This window comes from Methylobacterium sp. NPDC080182 (genome assembly GCF_050281105.1).
Classification (GTDB): domain Bacteria; phylum Pseudomonadota; class Alphaproteobacteria; order Rhizobiales; family Beijerinckiaceae; genus Methylobacterium.
The window spans coordinates 1-14,197 of record NZ_JBNNWO010000014.1 but is presented as its reverse complement, the minus strand read 5'-3'; the positions used below and the strand labels follow the sequence as shown (position 1 = coordinate 14,197).

Sequence of the window (14,197 nt, the reverse complement as noted above, 5' to 3'; positions counted from 1 at the left end):
GAGGCCCTGACGTGTCGCGCCGCTACGCCCTCTACTGGCTGCCCGCCCCGGATTCGCGCCTCGAAGGCTTCGGCCGGGCGATCCTCGGCACCGACAACGTCACCGGGCTGCCGGTCCCGCACCCGGAGGGGCTCGGCGATCTCGCACCCGTCACGGCGGGCGCGCGGGTCTACGGGTTCCACGCCACCCTCAAGGCGCCGCTGCGCCTCGCCCCGGGCACCGGGGAGGCCGACCTCGTGGCCGCCGCCCGCGCCCTCGCGGCCGCGCACCCGCCGGTGGCGGTGGGGCCGCTCCGGGTCGCCGCCCTCGGGCCGTTCCTCGCCCTGGTGCCGGAGACACCCCCGCCGGAACTCGGGCTCCTCGCCGCCGAGTGCGTCGCCGCCCTCGACCCGTTCCGGGCACCGCTCACGGAGGCCGAGCGCGCCAAGCGCCGGCCGGAGCGCCTCGACCCGCGCGGCCGCGCGCTCCTCGACCGCTGGGGCTACCCCTACGTGTTCGAGGCCTTCCGCTTCCACATGACCCTGACCGACGCCCTGCCGGAGGCGGAGCGCGACCTCTGGCACCGGCGCCTGTCCGAGGCCTACGCCGCCGCGGGACCGGAGCCCCTGCGGATCGACGCCGTCAGCCTCCTGACCCAGGACGGGTCGGGACCGTTCCGGCTCCTGGCGCGCCTGCCCTTCGGAGAGGCCCGTGGTTGACCGCCCCCTCGGCCTCGAACCCGCGCTCGATCCGAGCGCCCGGGTCGTTGACAGCCGCCTCGGCCGCTACACCGAGGTCGGCGCCCGCACCCGCCTCACCGAGACGACCCTCGACGACTATTCCTACATCGGTGAGGACGGCGAGGTGATCTACACCGCGATCGGCAAGTTCTGCTCGATCGCCGCCAGCGTGCGGATCAATCCCGGCAACCACCCGATGGAGCGGGCGTCGCAGGCGCACTTCACCTACCGGGCGCGCGCCTACTGGCCGGAGGAACTGGACGAGCCCGCCTTCTTCGACCGGCGCCGGGCGAGCCCGGTGGCGATCGGCCACGACGTCTGGATCGGCCACGGCGCGGTCGTCCTGCCCGGGCGCACGATCGGCACCGGCGCGGTGGTGGGGGCGGGCGCCATCGTCACCCGCGACGTCGAGCCCTACACGATCGTCGTCGGCAATCCCGCCCGGCCGGTCCGGCGCCGCTTCCCCGAGGTGGTCGCTGACCGTCTGACCCGCCTGGCGTGGTGGGACTGGGACCACGAGCGCCTGCGCCGGGCGCTGCCGGATTTCCGCGGGCTGCCCATCGAAGCATTCCTGGAGCGCCACGAAGATTAAGTCGGCTATCGAAAAGCCGAGATGCTGCGCCGGCAAATATAATCGTTCCGAATACGTCATCCAATCGTCGTCAAACCGGCGTCTACGTGCGGCCGTTCCCCGGCGGATGGTGGCATGCTGGTTATCGAGGATCTCACGCGCCAGTACGGCGACCGACGCGCCGTCGACGGCGTGTCGCTCCGGATCGAGCCCGGCAGCTTCGTCGGGGTGATCGGCCGGTCCGGTGCCGGCAAGTCCACGCTGCTGCGCCTCATCAACCGGCTGGTGGATCCGAGTTCGGGGCGCATCCTCCACGACGGCCGCGAGGTCACCACCCTGCGCGGCCGTCCGCTGCGCGAGTGGCGCACCCGCTGCGCCATGATCTTCCAGCAATTCAACCTCGTCGGCCGGCTCGACGTCATGACCAACGTGCTGATGGGGCGCCTCAGCCACGTGCCGACCCACCGCGCCCTGCTCCGGCAATGGTCCGCCGAGGACCGCGCCATGGCCCTCGCCGCCCTGGAGAGCTTCGACATGGGCGAGTTCGCCGGCCAGCGGGCCGACGGCCTGTCGGGCGGCCAGCAGCAGCGCGTCGCCATCGCCCGCGCCCTCGTGCAGGAACCCGAGATCCTGCTCGCCGACGAGCCGGTCGCCTCGCTCGACCCGCGCAACACGCGGCTCGTGATGGACGCGCTCGCCGACGTGAACCGGCGCTACGGCATCACGGTGCTGTGCAACCTGCACTCCCTCGACCTCGCCCGCGCCTACTGCGACCGCCTCGTCGGCCTCGCGGCCGGGCGGGTCGTGTTCGAGGGCGGCCCCTTCGACCTCACCGAGGACGTGGCGCGCCGGCTCTACGGCCTGGAGGCCGGCGAGGTTCTGGACGATTCCGCGCAGCGCGAGGCGGAGCAGCGAGCCGCGATGCCGGGCCGGCCCGGTCTCGTACCGGTACGCCCGGTCCGCGAGGCCGCCCTCGGCGCCTGACCCGGGCCCCGGGCCCCAACAGAAACCGCCAACGAAACTGTTCGGAAACGCCCGACCGGCCTCCGGCCGGCCGAACCTCGCCGACGCCACGAAGGACGACCCGATGATCACCCGACGCACCCTCGCCGCCGCCGCGGCCCTCGCCCTCCTCGGCCTGCCGGCCGCCGCCCAGGACTGGAAGGCCCAGTATCCGGAGCTGACGCTGGGCGTGATCCCGGCCGAGAACGCCTCGGGCACCGCCGACCGCTGGGCGCCGCTCACCGCCTACCTGACCAAGACCCTCGGCGTGCCGGTGAAGCTGCGGGTGGCGAGCGACTACGCCGCGGTGATCGAGGGCCAGCGCGCCGGCAACATCCAGATCGCGTGGTACGGGCCGGCCTCGTTCGCGCGGGCCGTGATGACCGGCGTCAAGATTGAGCCGATCGTCAACCAGAAGCACGAGACCGGCGCCTCGGGCTACTATTCGGTGGTCTACGTGCTGGCCTCCAGCCCCTACAAGACCGTCGAGGATCTCAAGGGCAAGAACCTCGCGCTGGTCGATCCGAACTCCACCTCCGGCAACCAGGCGCCGCGCTTCTTCCTGAAGCGGGCCGGCTACGACGTCGAGAAGTTCTTCGGCAAGACCTTCTACGCGGGCAGCCACGAGAACGCCGTCCTGGCGCTCACCCAGGGCACGGCCGACGCCGCCGCCAACCTGTGGAACTCCGAGACCGACACGATGGTCACCCGCATGGCCGCCAAGGGCATGCTCAAGAAGCCCGACGGCACGCCGATGCAGCAGTCGGACTTCCGGGTCGTGTTCAAGTCCGACTTCCTGCCGGAGGGGCCCTTCGCCGTGCTGGCGAGCCTGCCGGACGACCTGAAGGCCAAGATCCGCGACGCCTTCGTGGCCCTGCCGAAGGCCGACAAGGCCGCGTTCGACCGGCTCTCCGACGGCAAGGACCAGGATCTCACGCCGGTGACCCTCAAGGATTACCAGCCGATCATCGACATGCTGCGGTTCAACGACGAGCAGCGTCGGAAGTCCTGATCCGGAGCCGCCTGCCTTGCGCGGTCTGACACCCCTGTCGCCGGAGCGGGCAGCCGCCCTCTCCGGCCTCTACGCGGCGGCGACCGGCGAGGCCCGCCGCCGCACGCTGGCGGGCTTCGCCCTGGTGGCGGCGCTCGCCGTGGTCGCGGGCCTGATCGCCGAGGTGCGGCCGCTGGTCTTCGCCGAGAACATCGGCAAGTTCACTGCCTACATCCAGCAGATCCTGCCGCCGATCAGCCTCGAGCACCCGCTGGAGGACGTGCGCGCCTGGTACTGGGGCCTGCCCAAATGGCTGGGCCTGCTGGGCGAGACCCTGCTCATGGCCTATCTCGGGACGCTGCTCGGGGGGCTGGCGGGCTTCGCCCTCAGCTTCGTGGCCGCCGCCAACCTCGTGCGGTCGCGCGTGCTGCGCGTCGGCGCCAAGCGCCTCTTGGAACTGTGCCGCACCGTCCCCGAGGTCGTGTTCGCGCTGATCTTCGTCATCGCCTTCGGCCTCGGCCCGATGGTGGGCGTGCTCGCCATCGCGATCCACACCACGGGCGCGCTGGGCAAGCTGTTCTCCGAGGTGGTCGAGAACATCGACATGCGGCCCGTCGAGGGCCTGTCGGCCTCGGGCGCGACCTGGGTCCAGACGGTGCGCTTCGCGGTCTTGCCGCAGGTGCTGTCGAACTTCGCCTCCTACGCGCTGCTGCGCTTCGAGATCAACGTGCGCGGCGCCGGGGTGATGGGCTTCGTCGGCGCCGGCGGCATCGGCCAGGAATTCCTCGTGGCGATCCGCAATTTCTACTACGCGGACGTGAGCGCGATCCTCGTGCTGATCATCCTGACCGTCTTCTGCATCGACCTCGTCACCGAGCGGGTCCGCCACCGCCTGATCGGCGCGGAGCACGCCCGATGAGCGCGCGTCCCGAGACCCTGCGGGCGGCGGCCCGGGCCGACCTCGGCCGCCTGCGCGCGCACTACCCCGCGCAGTTCCGCGCCGACTGGCCGGGGCGGGCGCGGCTCGCCGCCCTGCTCGTCGTCCTGGTGGGGCTCGCGGCGCTCGGCTACTGGCGCCTCGACTTCTCGGTGGCGCGGATCCTCCACGGGCTCGGGCGCCTCGGCACCTTCGCGGTTCTGATGCTGCCGCCATCGCCGGAAGGCCAGTTCTGGACCTTCCTGCACGCGCTGGGCGAGACCCTCGGCATCGCCTTCCTGGGCACGCTGACGGCGGCGATCCTCGCCTTCCCGGTGGCGTTCCTGGCGGCGCGGAACGTCGTGCCCAACCCGTTCGCGCGGTTCGCGGTCCGCCGCGGCCTCGACGTGATGCGCTCCGTCGACGTGCTGATCTGGGCGCTGATCTGGATCAACGTCGTCGGCCTGGGCCCGTTCGCCGGGGCGCTCGCGATCGCGTGCTCGGATTTCGGCGCGCTCGGCAAGCTGTTCTCGGAGGCGATCGAGACTTGCGACAAGCGGGCCGGCGAGGGCGTCGTCGCCTCGGGCGGCTCGGCGCTCCACCGCATCCGCTTCGGGCTGATCCCCGGGGTGCTGCCGGTGCTGGCGAGCCAGGTCCTCTACTTCTTCGAGTCGAACACCCGCTCGGCGACGATCATCGGCATCGTCGGCGCGGGCGGCATCGGCCAGTACCTCACCGAGCTGATCCGCGTGCTGGAGCTGCAGCAGGTCGCCTTCCTGGTGCTGATGATCCTCGTGACCGTGGCGGCGATCGACTGGGTCTCGACCCGCCTGCGCCGGGCGATAATCGGGCCGGCGGCGCGCTGAGGGAGCCTCGGCTTTCCGGCATCACGCGCTGAGCGCAATGATCCAGGGTCGCGCTGCCCCGGGTCGCTTCGCTCCGCTCGCGAGGACGGAGTGCCGAGGCCGTCGCGCGGACATCGCGCGGACATAGCGCGGAGGTCGCGCGGAGGTCGCGCGGACATCGCATCACCCGCCGATCACCAGCTCCACGCGGTCGGCGGCGAACAGGGTGCGGTTCGCCTGGATCGGCACGCCGGCGGGATCGATGTTGACGCTCGACACCACCAGCACGACCCGCGCCGGCGCGATGTCGAGGCGCTGCGCCTCCGCGGGATCCGCGGGGCGGGCCCGGATCCGCGTCGAGAGCCGGGTGTAGTCGTGGACGCCGCAGGTCGCGAAGGCCCGGGTGATCGAGCCGCGCGCCGCGTAGGCCTCGGCGAAACCCGCGAAGCGCGGCAGCGGCAGCCAGGTCAGCGCCGTCGAGAGCGGGGCGCCGTCCGCCCGGTGGACCGTCAGCAGCTCCAGGATCGGCGCGCCGGGGGCGAGGGCCAGGGACGCCGCCTGCTCGGTCCCGGCCGGGACCGTGGTCGCCGCGACGAGGTCGCCCCAGGCCTCGCGCCCGGCCCCGGCGACGATCTCGGAGAAGCGCGTGCGCGGCCCGATCGGGTAGGCGAGCGGCGCCTCCTCCACGAAGGTGCCGCGGCCCTGGCTGGCGCGCACGAGCCCGCCCTCGGCCAGCGCCGCGAGGGCGCGCCGCACCGTGTGCCGGTTCACCGCGAACCGCGTCGCCAGGGCGGCCTCGGCGGGGAGCTGCTGTCCCGGCGCGTAGCGTCCCGCCGCGATCTCGGCCGTCAGCGCGTCGGCGATCTGCCGCCACGCCGTCAGCCCCTCGCCCCGGACGAGGCCGGCCGCCTGCTCCTGCGCATCCATCCTGTCATCCAAACTTCATTTGTGCGGCGCACGCCAGTTGTCTATACACCTAGACAACCGAGCGACGAAGGGATTCGCGATGACGACGACCCCGAGACATCCGGGATCCGAGGGCGAGACCGCGGCGCGCCAGGCGGTCATGGCCCTCTGTGCCGAGGCGAGCCGCGCGGATCTCGAGGCGGCCCTCGAGGCAGCCGTGTCGGGCCTCGAAGCGCCCGCGGCCGCGGACCTGCGGCCGCCCGAGACCGGTCTCGTGATGGCGTCGGGCCGGATCGGCGGCGACGGTCGCCCGTTCAATCTCGGCGAGGTCAGCGTGACCCGGGCCGCCATCCGCCTCGCGGACGGTCCGGCGGGCTTCGCCTACCATCTCGGCCGCGACCGCGCGAAGGCGCGGCTCGCCGCGATCCTCGACGCCCTCTGGCAGGATCCCGGCCGGCGCGCCCGGGTCGAGGCGGCCCTGGAGCCCGCCGCCCGGCGGCTCGCGGAGCACCGCGCGCGGGCGGCTCGACGCACGGCCGCCACCCGGGTCGACTTCCTGACCCTCGCCCGCGGAGAGGATTGAGCATGCTCGCCCCCGGCTTCGCCGACCCGGTTCACGACGCGCAGGACACGTTCCGCGCCGTGATGGACGCCCTCGCCCGCCCCGGACGCGTCCGGCCCCTCACGCCGGACCTCGCGCCGCCCGCGCCCCTGACGCCGGAACTGGCCGCCGTCGCGCTGACGCTCACCGACGCCGACACGCCGGTCTGGCTCGATCCGGCCCTCGCCGCGGCGCCGGAGGTCGCGGAATACCTGCGCTTCCACACCGGCGCGCCGCTCACCGGGGACCCGGCCGCGGCGGCCTTCGCGCTGGTCAGCGACCCGGCGCGCTGCCCGCCGCTGAGCCGATTCGCTCCCGGGACGCCGGCCTATCCCGACACCGCCACGACGCTGGTGCTCGCCCTCGACGCGCTCGCGGAGGGGGAGGGGCTGTGCCTGTCCGGCCCCGGCATCCGGGGCACCGCCGGGATCGCGCCGGCGCCCCTGCCGGACGGCTTCGCGGCGCAGCTCGCGGAGAACCGCGCGGGCTTCCCCCTGGGCGTCGACCTGATCCTGACGGCGCCCGGCCGCGTGGCCGGCCTGCCGCGCTCCACGACGGTGACGGAGGCCTGATCCATGTACGTGGCCGTGAAGGGCGGCGAGGCCGCCATCGACAACGCTCACCGTCTCCTCGCCGAGGCGCGCCGGGGCGATCCGGCCGTGCCGGAGCTCTCCGTCGAGCAGATTCGGGAGCAGATGGCGCTGCTCGTCGACCGGGTGATGACCGAGGGCTCGCTCTACGATCCGGACCTCGCGGCTTTGGCGCTCAAGCAGGCGCGCGGCGACGTCGTCGAGGCGGTGTTCCTGGTCCGGGCCTACCGGACCACGCTGCCGCGCTTCGGCGCCTCCGCGCCGGTCGACACCGGCGCCATGGCGGTCGAGCGCCGGATCTCCGCGACGTTCAAGGACCTGCCCGGCGGGCAGGTGCTCGGGCCGACCTTCGACTACACCCACAGGCTGGTCGACTTCGCGCTCGCGGCCGAGTCCGAAGCCGGGATCGAGTCCGCCGCCGAGGCCGCGCCGCGCGCCGATGCCGGCACCTGCCCGCGGGTCACCGACCTGCTGGCCCGGGACGGCCTGATCGAGCCCTCGCCCCCGGACGACGGCGCGCCCGCGGGCGACCTCACCCGCGAGCCGGTGGACTACCCCGCTGACCGGGCGCTCCGCCTCCAGGCGCTGGCCCGGGGCGACGAGGGCTTCGTGCTCGGCCTCGCCTACTCGACGCAGCGCGGCTACGGCCGCACCCACCCGTTCGTCGGCGAGATCCGGGTCGGGGAGGTCGCGCTCGAGTTCGTGCCCGAGGAGCTGGGCTTCGCGGTGCCGCTCGGCCGGGTGCGGCTCACCGAGTGCCAGATGGTCAACCAGTTCAAGGGCTCCGGGGCGGCCCCGCCCCAGTTCACCCGCGGCTACGGGCTGAGCTTCGGGCAGAGCGAGCGCAAGGCCATGGCGATGGCCCTGGTCGACCGGGCGCTCCGCGCTGAGGAGCTGGGCGAGCCGGTGGCGAGCCCGGCCCAGGACCAGGAGTTCGTGCTGGCCCACTGCGACAGTCTCCAGGCGACCGGCTTCGTCGAGCACCTGAAGCTGCCCCACTACGTCGACTTCCAGGCCGAGCTGGAGCTGGTTCGCCGGCTACGTACCGAGTTCGAGCACGGGTCCGACACCGTCGAGATGCAGGAGGCCGCCGAATGAGCGCCGCGATCGCGCACCGCCCGGAGAGCGAACCGGGCTACAACTTCGCCTATCTCGACGAGGGCACGAAGCGGATGATCCGCCGGGCCATCCTCAAGGCCATCGCGGTGCCGGGCTACCAGGTGCCCTTCGCCTCCCGCGAGATGCCGATGCCCTACGGCTGGGGCACCGGCGGCGTGCAGGTGACGGCCGCGATCCTCGGCCGCTCGGACGTGCTGAAGGTCATCGACCAGGGCGCCGACGACACCACCAACGCGGTCTCGATCCGCCGCTTCTTCGCCAAGACCTCCGGGGTGGCCACCACCACCCGCACCGCGGAGGCGACGGTGATCCAGACCCGCCACCGCATCCCCGAGACGCCGCTCACCGAGGGGCAGACCCTCGTCTACCAGGTGCCGATCCCCGAGCCCCTGCGCTTCCTCGAGCCCCGCGAGACCGAGACCCGCCAGCTCCACGCGCTGGCCGAGTACGGCGCCATGCACGTGAAGCTCTACGAGGACATCAGCCGCCACGGCCACATCGCCACCACCTACGCGTACCCGGTGGAGGTGGCGGGCCGCTACGTGATGGACCCGTCGCCGACGCCGAAATTCGACAACCCCAAGATGGACGACTGCCCGGCGCTCCAGCTCTTCGGCGCGGGCCGCGAGCGGCGGATCTACGCGGTGCCGCCCTACACGCGGGTGCGCAGCCTCGACTTCGAGGACCACCCGTTCCGGATCCAGGCGTTCGAGCATCCCTGCGCGCTGTGCGGTGCCGAGGGCGTCTATCTCGACGAGGTGCTGCTCGACGATGCGGGCCGGCGGATGTTCGTCTGCTCGGACACCGACCATTGCGAGGGGCGCCGCGCGGACGGCCATGTCGGCACGGGGGACGCGGCATGAGACGCGCTATGACCGACCTCACGGTCCGCCGGGCCGGAAAGCCCGACCTGCCCGCGATCCTCGACCTCTACGCCGAGCTGAACGGCGGGCGGGTGGCGACCCTGGCACAGGCCGGGGCGCTGCTCGACCGGCTCGCGGCCTATCCCGATTACGGGCTCTACGTGGCCGAACGCGACGGCGCGGTCGTCGGCACCTTCTGTCTCGTCATCCTCGACAACATCGCCCACTGGGGCACGCCCTCGGCGCTCGTCGAGAGTGTCGTGGTCGCGTCCCGGCACCGCGGCGGCGGCCACGGCCGGGCGATGATGCACGAGGCGGCCCGGCTCGCCGAGGCGCGGGGCTGCTACAAGCTCGCCCTGTCGTCGAACGTCGACGCCAAGCCGGCCCACGCCTTCTACGAGAGCCTCGGCTTCGAGCGCTACGGCTACAGCTTCCGCCTCGATCCCCCCTTCCTGCCCGACGCCGCGGAGGCGACCCGATGAGCGAAACCCTGCTTCAGGTCCGCGGCCTGACCAAGCGCTACGGCGCCCGGCTCGCCTGCGCCGACGTGTCGTTCGACCTCGTCCCCGGCGAGGTGCTGGCGATCGTGGGCGAATCCGGCTCGGGCAAGTCGACGCTGCTCTCCCTCATCGCCACCGAGCTGGCGCCCGATTCCGGGACGGTCGCCTACCGGACGCGCGACGGCGCGCTGCGCGACCTCGCCACCTTGAGCGAGGCCGGGCGCCGGGCGCTGATGCGCACCGAGTGGGGCTTCGTTCGCCAGGACGCGGCCCAGGGCCTGCGCATGGCGGTCTCGGCCGGCGGCAATGTCGGCGAGCGGCTGATGGGGCTCGGCGACCGCCATTACGGGCGGATCCGCGCCCAGGCCCTCGACTGGCTCGGCCGCGTCGAGATCGCCGCCGACCGGATCGACGACCCGCCGACGCGCTTCTCCGGCGGCATGCGCCAGCGCCTGCAGATCGCCCGGAACCTCGTCACCGGCCCCCGCCTGGTGCTGATGGACGAGCCGACCTCCGGCCTCGACGTCTCGGTCCAGGCCCGGCTCCTCGACCTGATCCGCCGGCTCTCGGCCGAGCTGGGGCTCGCGGTGATCATCGTCACCCACGACCTCGCGGTGGCGCGGCTCCTCTCGCACAGGATCATGGTCATGCGCGCCGGCCGGGTGATCGAGACCGGCCTCACCGACCGCGTGCTCGACGATCCCGAGCACGCCTACACCCAGCTCCTCGTTGCCTCGGTGCTCGCCGCATGACCGCGCTCCTGACCTTCGAGACCGTCGCCAAGAGCTTCACCCTGCACCTGCGCGGCGGCGTCGTGCTGCCGGTGGTGGGCGATGTCAGCCTGTCCGTGGAGCCCGGCGAGTGCGTGGTGCTCGGCGGCCCGTCCGGAGCGGGGAAATCCTCGCTGCTGAAGATGGCCTACGGCAACTACCGCTGCGACGGCGGCGCGATCCTGGTCCGCGACGGCGCGACGGTCGTGGACGTCGTCCGGGCCGATCCGCGGGCGGTCCTGGCGCTGCGGGCGCGGGTGATCGCCTACGTGTCGCAGTTCCTCCGGGTGATCCCCCGGGTCCCGGCCCTCGACGTCGTCGAGGCCGCGGGCCGCGAGGGCGGCTTGTCCGAAGCGGCGGCGCGCGCCCGGGCCGAGAGCCTGCTGGCCCGGCTCAACCTGCCGGAGCGGCTCTGGGGCCTGCCGCCCGCGACCTTCTCGGGCGGCGAGCAGCAGCGGGTGAACATCGCCCGGGGCCTGATCGCCGACCGGCCGCTCCTGCTCCTCGACGAGCCGACCGCCTCCCTGGACGCGGAGAACCGCGCCGTGGTGGCCGAGCTCGTCCGCGAGAAGCTCAGGGCCGGGGCCGGCGTGCTCGGCATCTTCCACGACAGCGAGATGCGCGACGCTGTGGCGACCCGGGTGGTCGATGTCACCCGCTTCGCGCCGCGCGCCCGGGCAGCCTGAGGATCCTCACGATGGACGACTTCATCCTCGAGAACGCGACCCTGGTCCTGCCGGACCGGGTGCAGCGCGGCTGGCTCGCGGTCTCGGACGGGGCGATCGCCGAGATCGGCGAGGGGCGCCCGCCCGCGCGCGGCCTCGATCTCGGCGGCGACCACCTGATCCCCGGCCTGATCGAGTTGCACACCGACCACCTGGAGAGCCATTTCGCGCCGCGCCCGAAGGTGCGCTGGCATCCCCTCGGCGCCGTCCTGGCCTACGACGCGCAGATCACCGCCTCGGGAATCACCACGGTGTTCGATTCGCTCCGTGCCGGCAGCGATCCGGACGGCAGCGGCCTCGGCTCCGAGCTGGAGCAGCTCGCCGGCGCCATCGCCGCCGCGCGCGCCGCCGACCTGTTCCGGGCCGAGCACTTCACGCACCTGCGCTGCGAATTGCCCTCCCTGGACGTGCTCGACACGGTGGCGACCTTCACGGCCCGCTACCCGGTGGGGCTGATCTCGCTGATGGACCACACGCCCGGCCAGCGGCAGTTCCGCGACATGGAGAAGTACTACACCTACGCCACCCGCGGCGGCCGGCCGATGGACGAGATCCGCGCCAACACCGAGCGCAAGGTCCGCGACGGGCGGGCGCTCAACGCGAAGAACCGGCCGGCCCTCGTTCAGTTCGCCCGCGAGATGGGCATCCCGCTGGCGAGCCACGACGACACCACCCTGGCCGACGTCGACCTCGCGGTCGGCGAGGGCGTGCGGCTGGCCGAGTTCCCCACCACCCTGGAGGCGGCCGAAGCCGCGCACCGGCAGGGCATCACCGTGATGATGGGCGCGCCGAACCTGATTCGCGGCGGCTCGCATTCCGGCAACGTCGCGGCCCTGGCGCTGGCCGAGGCCGGGCACCTCGACATCCTGTCGTCGGACTACGTGCCGGCGAGCCTGCTGATGGCGGCCTTCCTGTTGCCCGAGCAGGCGCCCGGGATCACGCTGCCCGCGGCGCTCGCCACCGTCACGTCGAACCCCGCCCGCGCCACCGGCCTGACCGATCGCGGAGCCCTGGCGCCCGGGCTGCGGGCCGACCTCGTGCGCGTGCAGCGGGCCGAGGGCGTGCCGGTCGTCCGCGAGGTCTGGCGCGCCGGCCGGCGGGTCGCCTGATGGCGGGCTGCCTCGTCCTCGTGGTCGGCCCGAGCGGGGCCGGCAAGGACACGCTGCTCCGGCTCGCCCGGGCGGCGCTCGCCGACGACCCGCGCTACGTCTTCCCGCGCCGCCTCGTCACCCGCCCGCCCTCGGCCGACGAGGACAACGACGAGATCGACGAGGCGGCCTTCACCGAGGGCTGCGCGGCCGGGCGCTTCACCCTGAGCTGGCGCGCCCACGGCCTCGGCTACGCGCTCCCGGAGACGGTCGGCCGGCGCGTCGCCGACGGCCACGTGGTGGTCTGCAACGTCTCGCGCCGCGTCGTCGCGCGGGCGCGGGCGGGCGGCTCGCGGGTGAGCGTCGTCGAGATCACGGCGCCGGCCGAGATCCTGGCGCGGCGCATCGCCGCCCGCGGCCGGGCGCAGGACGGCGACTTGGCCGCGCGTCTCGCCCGGGAGGGCGGCGTCACCGCGGACCTGACGATCCTCAATACCGGCTCTGCGGAGGCTGCGGCCGTACGGCTGGTGGCGCACCTGCGCGCCTGCTGACGCGGAGCGGCTCTCGGCGGCTCGGGCCGCGATCCCGGTCGCAGATCGTGGGGCGCGATCCGGGGCTCGCGCGCCGGCCGCGCGGCGCGCGTGCGCCACGAAAAAAGGGCGGGCGCCGATGCCGGCACCCGCCCTCGCTGTGATCCGCCGGGGAGACCCCGGCGTCGTCCGACTCAGATGCCGCCGAACTTGTAGTTGAAGCCGGCGCGGACGATGCTGCCCTCGGTGCGGAAGCGCGAGATGTACGCGCCGTTGCCCACGCCCGGGACCGCGCCGACGAGAACGTTCTGGCTGCCGAGGTCGTAGTGCAGGTACTCGGCCTTCACCGTGATGGCGTCGTACTTGATGCCGATGTAGCGGCCGAGCGCGAAGGTGTTCAGGAAGCTGTCGGTCGGCAGGGCGAACTCGATGCCGCCGCCGTAGGCGAAGCCGGTCTTGAAGTCGTCGTAGCGGCCGGCGAACTGGAGGCGGCCACCCGGGGTGTAGAAGTTGGCGTCGTGGAACACGTTGCCGTAGGCGAGGCCGCCCATCCCGTAGACCAGGACGCGGTCGAAGGCGTAGCCGACGCGGCCGGTGAGGGTGCCGAGCCAGTCGAGGCTCTGGCGGAACTGGCTGATGTTCGGCGGGCCGCCGGCGACGTTGCCGGTGCCGAGCACGACCCGGTTCTTGGTGATGTCCGTCCAGTCGATGCTGTTGGCGATACCGACGACGATGCCGGCGCCCGGCGTGAACTGGTAGTTGTAGCCGGCGGTGCCGCCGATGTTGGCGAAGCCGTCCTGCGAGGTCGAGGTCGCGAACGGGCGGCGGCCGAGGGCGACGTTGGTGGCGTTGCCGGGCTGGACGCCGACGGTCGTGATGCGCTCACGGTCGGTGAAGGTGTAGGCCGACTCGAGACCGGCGTAGAAGCCCGTCCAGGTGAAGACCGGCACCGGCGTGAAGACCGGCGGCGGGGCGGCGCGACGCGGCAGGTCGGCGGCGGAGGCGGCCGTCGTGACCAGGGCCGTCGCGGCGGTGGCGAGGAGGAGCTTCTTCATCATGGCGGGGGTCCGAGGTGACGCGTTGTTGTCGCCACTTAAGCTCGGCCGCACGGATCCCGCTATGCCCGCGAAGCCACACTGTGGCGCGAAAGCGGCGCGGATACTGCCTGTGATTGATCTTTCTCCGTTCAAGACTCGCATCCGCAGCTTGACAGCGCGGTCGGTCGGCGGGCCCCCGCGCGTCGCGGAGCTTGATCCCTGGCGGCCGACCCTCTAAGCGGACCGCGTTTTTCGCCCCTGTCGGAACTTCGGGGCGGCGGACCAGGATTCGGGGCCCTTGCGTGGTCCCCGCCGCAGGAATGGGAATCATGGGCAAGGAAAAGTTCTCCCGCACCAAGCCGCACTGCAACATTGGCACGATCGGCCACGTCGATCACGGCAAGACGTCTCTGACGGCGGCGAT

Annotated in this window: 18 protein-coding genes; 16 read left to right on the top strand and 2 right to left on the bottom strand. The window is 73.0% G+C overall.

The features are described from left to right. Positions 1–11 precede the first annotated feature (11 nt). The 6 genes from ACQKQD_RS23100 (at position 12) to phnE (ACQKQD_RS23075) (ending at position 5,065) form a co-directional block, all read left to right on the top strand. Positions 12–698, top strand: a complete 687-nt coding sequence (locus ACQKQD_RS23100) for a DUF1045 domain-containing protein (RefSeq protein WP_103985857.1) — start codon at positions 12–14, stop codon at positions 696–698. After that, positions 691–1,311, top strand: coding sequence for a chloramphenicol acetyltransferase (locus tag ACQKQD_RS23095; RefSeq protein WP_091980043.1), 621 nt, complete (start codon positions 691–693; stop codon positions 1,309–1,311). The genes ACQKQD_RS23100 and ACQKQD_RS23095 overlap by 8 nt, the downstream gene beginning before the upstream one ends. A gap of 114 nt (positions 1,312–1,425) precedes the next feature. Next, positions 1,426–2,274, top strand: coding sequence for a phosphonate ABC transporter ATP-binding protein (gene phnC, locus ACQKQD_RS23090; protein WP_427509665.1), 849 nt, complete (start codon positions 1,426–1,428; stop codon positions 2,272–2,274). Between the two features lie 103 nt (positions 2,275–2,377). Beyond that, positions 2,378–3,304: a phosphonate ABC transporter substrate-binding protein gene (gene phnD / locus ACQKQD_RS23085; protein ID WP_012320793.1), complete on the top strand. Its 927-nt coding sequence runs from the start codon at positions 2,378–2,380 to the stop codon at positions 3,302–3,304. 16 nt (positions 3,305–3,320) lie between these two features. Next, positions 3,321–4,202 carry a phosphonate ABC transporter, permease protein PhnE gene (gene phnE / locus ACQKQD_RS23080; RefSeq protein ID WP_020093767.1) on the top strand — a complete coding sequence of 294 codons (882 nt, stop codon included), beginning with the start codon at positions 3,321–3,323 and terminating at the stop codon, positions 4,200–4,202. After that, positions 4,199–5,065: a phosphonate ABC transporter, permease protein PhnE gene (gene phnE / locus ACQKQD_RS23075; protein WP_132367075.1), complete on the top strand. Its 867-nt coding sequence runs from the start codon at positions 4,199–4,201 to the stop codon at positions 5,063–5,065. The genes phnE (ACQKQD_RS23080) and phnE (ACQKQD_RS23075) overlap by 4 nt, the downstream gene beginning before the upstream one ends. 162 nt (positions 5,066–5,227) lie before the next feature. Here phnE (ACQKQD_RS23075) and phnF read toward each other — a convergent pair whose 3' ends face one another. Beyond that, entirely contained in the window at positions 5,228–5,971 is a 744-nt protein-coding gene (phnF, locus tag ACQKQD_RS23070; protein WP_427509664.1) for a phosphonate metabolism transcriptional regulator PhnF, read from the bottom strand. Between the two features lie 79 nt (positions 5,972–6,050). On the opposite strand from phnF, the gene phnG reads away from it, so the two are divergent. From phnG to phnN, 9 genes are read left to right on the top strand one after another with little or no spacing between them, the layout of a single operon-like run. After that, on the top strand, positions 6,051–6,533 hold the full coding sequence (phnG, locus tag ACQKQD_RS23065) for a phosphonate C-P lyase system protein PhnG (RefSeq protein ID WP_427509663.1): 483 nt from the start codon (positions 6,051–6,053) through the stop codon (positions 6,531–6,533). Positions 6,534–6,535: 2 nt separating this feature from the next. Beyond that, the gene (gene phnH, locus ACQKQD_RS23060; protein ID WP_427509662.1) at positions 6,536–7,123 is read left to right on the top strand and encodes a phosphonate C-P lyase system protein PhnH; all 588 of its coding nucleotides are present in this window, start codon (positions 6,536–6,538) and stop codon (positions 7,121–7,123) included. A gap of 3 nt (positions 7,124–7,126) precedes the next feature. Next, a complete protein-coding gene (locus tag ACQKQD_RS23055) occupies positions 7,127–8,239 on the top strand; it encodes a carbon-phosphorus lyase complex subunit PhnI (RefSeq protein WP_427509661.1) in 1,113 nt (370 codons plus the stop codon). Beyond that, positions 8,236–9,123: an alpha-D-ribose 1-methylphosphonate 5-phosphate C-P-lyase PhnJ gene (locus ACQKQD_RS23050; protein ID WP_020093761.1), complete on the top strand. Its 888-nt coding sequence runs from the start codon at positions 8,236–8,238 to the stop codon at positions 9,121–9,123. Before ACQKQD_RS23055 ends, ACQKQD_RS23050 begins: the two co-directional genes overlap by 4 nt. Positions 9,124–9,131: 8 nt before the next feature. Further along, on the top strand, positions 9,132–9,605 hold the full coding sequence (locus ACQKQD_RS23045; protein ID WP_091980056.1) for a GNAT family N-acetyltransferase: 474 nt from the start codon (positions 9,132–9,134) through the stop codon (positions 9,603–9,605). Further along, positions 9,602–10,375, top strand: coding sequence for a phosphonate C-P lyase system protein PhnK (phnK, locus tag ACQKQD_RS23040; protein ID WP_091980058.1), 774 nt, complete (start codon positions 9,602–9,604; stop codon positions 10,373–10,375). The genes ACQKQD_RS23045 and phnK overlap by 4 nt, the downstream gene beginning before the upstream one ends. Continuing rightward, the gene (gene phnL / locus ACQKQD_RS23035) at positions 10,372–11,079 is read left to right on the top strand and encodes a phosphonate C-P lyase system protein PhnL (protein WP_427509660.1); all 708 of its coding nucleotides are present in this window, start codon (positions 10,372–10,374) and stop codon (positions 11,077–11,079) included. Before phnK ends, phnL begins: the two co-directional genes overlap by 4 nt. A gap of 11 nt (positions 11,080–11,090) precedes the next feature. Continuing rightward, a complete protein-coding gene (locus tag ACQKQD_RS23030; RefSeq protein WP_427509659.1) occupies positions 11,091–12,227 on the top strand; it encodes an alpha-D-ribose 1-methylphosphonate 5-triphosphate diphosphatase in 1,137 nt (378 codons plus the stop codon). After that, positions 12,227–12,757, top strand: coding sequence for a phosphonate metabolism protein/1,5-bisphosphokinase (PRPP-forming) PhnN (phnN, locus tag ACQKQD_RS23025; protein ID WP_427509658.1), 531 nt, complete (start codon positions 12,227–12,229; stop codon positions 12,755–12,757). The genes ACQKQD_RS23030 and phnN overlap by 1 nt, the downstream gene beginning before the upstream one ends. Before the next feature lie 173 nt (positions 12,758–12,930). On the opposite strand, the gene ACQKQD_RS23020 is transcribed toward phnN, so the two are convergent. Then, positions 12,931–13,794 (bottom strand): outer membrane protein, encoded by an 864-nt coding sequence (locus ACQKQD_RS23020; protein WP_020093755.1) that lies wholly within the window; start codon positions 13,792–13,794, stop codon positions 12,931–12,933. Between the two features lie 308 nt (positions 13,795–14,102). On the opposite strand from ACQKQD_RS23020, the gene ACQKQD_RS23015 reads away from it, so the two are divergent. After that, positions 14,103–14,197: GTP-binding protein (locus ACQKQD_RS23015; protein WP_133250949.1), on the top strand; the 95-nt coding region annotated here is incomplete at its 3' end.

What these genes read in the sequence shown, in the direction of transcription:
- ACQKQD_RS23020 (WP_020093755.1), bottom strand. Translation starts at nt 13,794, where the DNA reads ATGATGAAGAAGCTCCTCCTCGCCACCGCCGCGACGGCCCTGGTCACG.
- ACQKQD_RS23050 (WP_020093761.1), top strand. Translation starts at nt 8,236, where the DNA reads ATGAGCGCCGCGATCGCGCACCGCCCGGAGAGCGAACCGGGCTACAAC.
- phnG (WP_427509663.1), top strand. Translation starts at nt 6,051, where the DNA reads ATGACGACGACCCCGAGACATCCGGGATCCGAGGGCGAGACCGCGGCG.
- phnK (WP_091980058.1), top strand. Translation starts at nt 9,602, where the DNA reads ATGAGCGAAACCCTGCTTCAGGTCCGCGGCCTGACCAAGCGCTACGGC.
- phnD (WP_012320793.1), top strand. Translation starts at nt 2,378, where the DNA reads ATGATCACCCGACGCACCCTCGCCGCCGCCGCGGCCCTCGCCCTCCTC.
- phnF (WP_427509664.1), bottom strand. Translation starts at nt 5,971, where the DNA reads ATGGATGCGCAGGAGCAGGCGGCCGGCCTCGTCCGGGGCGAGGGGCTG.
- phnH (WP_427509662.1), top strand. Translation starts at nt 6,536, where the DNA reads ATGCTCGCCCCCGGCTTCGCCGACCCGGTTCACGACGCGCAGGACACG.
- phnC (WP_427509665.1), top strand. Translation starts at nt 1,426, where the DNA reads ATGCTGGTTATCGAGGATCTCACGCGCCAGTACGGCGACCGACGCGCC.
- phnL (WP_427509660.1), top strand. Translation starts at nt 10,372, where the DNA reads ATGACCGCGCTCCTGACCTTCGAGACCGTCGCCAAGAGCTTCACCCTG.
- ACQKQD_RS23030 (WP_427509659.1), top strand. Translation starts at nt 11,091, where the DNA reads ATGGACGACTTCATCCTCGAGAACGCGACCCTGGTCCTGCCGGACCGG.
- phnN (WP_427509658.1), top strand. Translation starts at nt 12,227, where the DNA reads ATGGCGGGCTGCCTCGTCCTCGTGGTCGGCCCGAGCGGGGCCGGCAAG.
- phnE (WP_132367075.1), top strand. Translation starts at nt 4,199, where the DNA reads ATGAGCGCGCGTCCCGAGACCCTGCGGGCGGCGGCCCGGGCCGACCTC.
- ACQKQD_RS23055 (WP_427509661.1), top strand. Translation starts at nt 7,127, where the DNA reads ATGTACGTGGCCGTGAAGGGCGGCGAGGCCGCCATCGACAACGCTCAC.
- ACQKQD_RS23045 (WP_091980056.1), top strand. Translation starts at nt 9,132, where the DNA reads ATGACCGACCTCACGGTCCGCCGGGCCGGAAAGCCCGACCTGCCCGCG.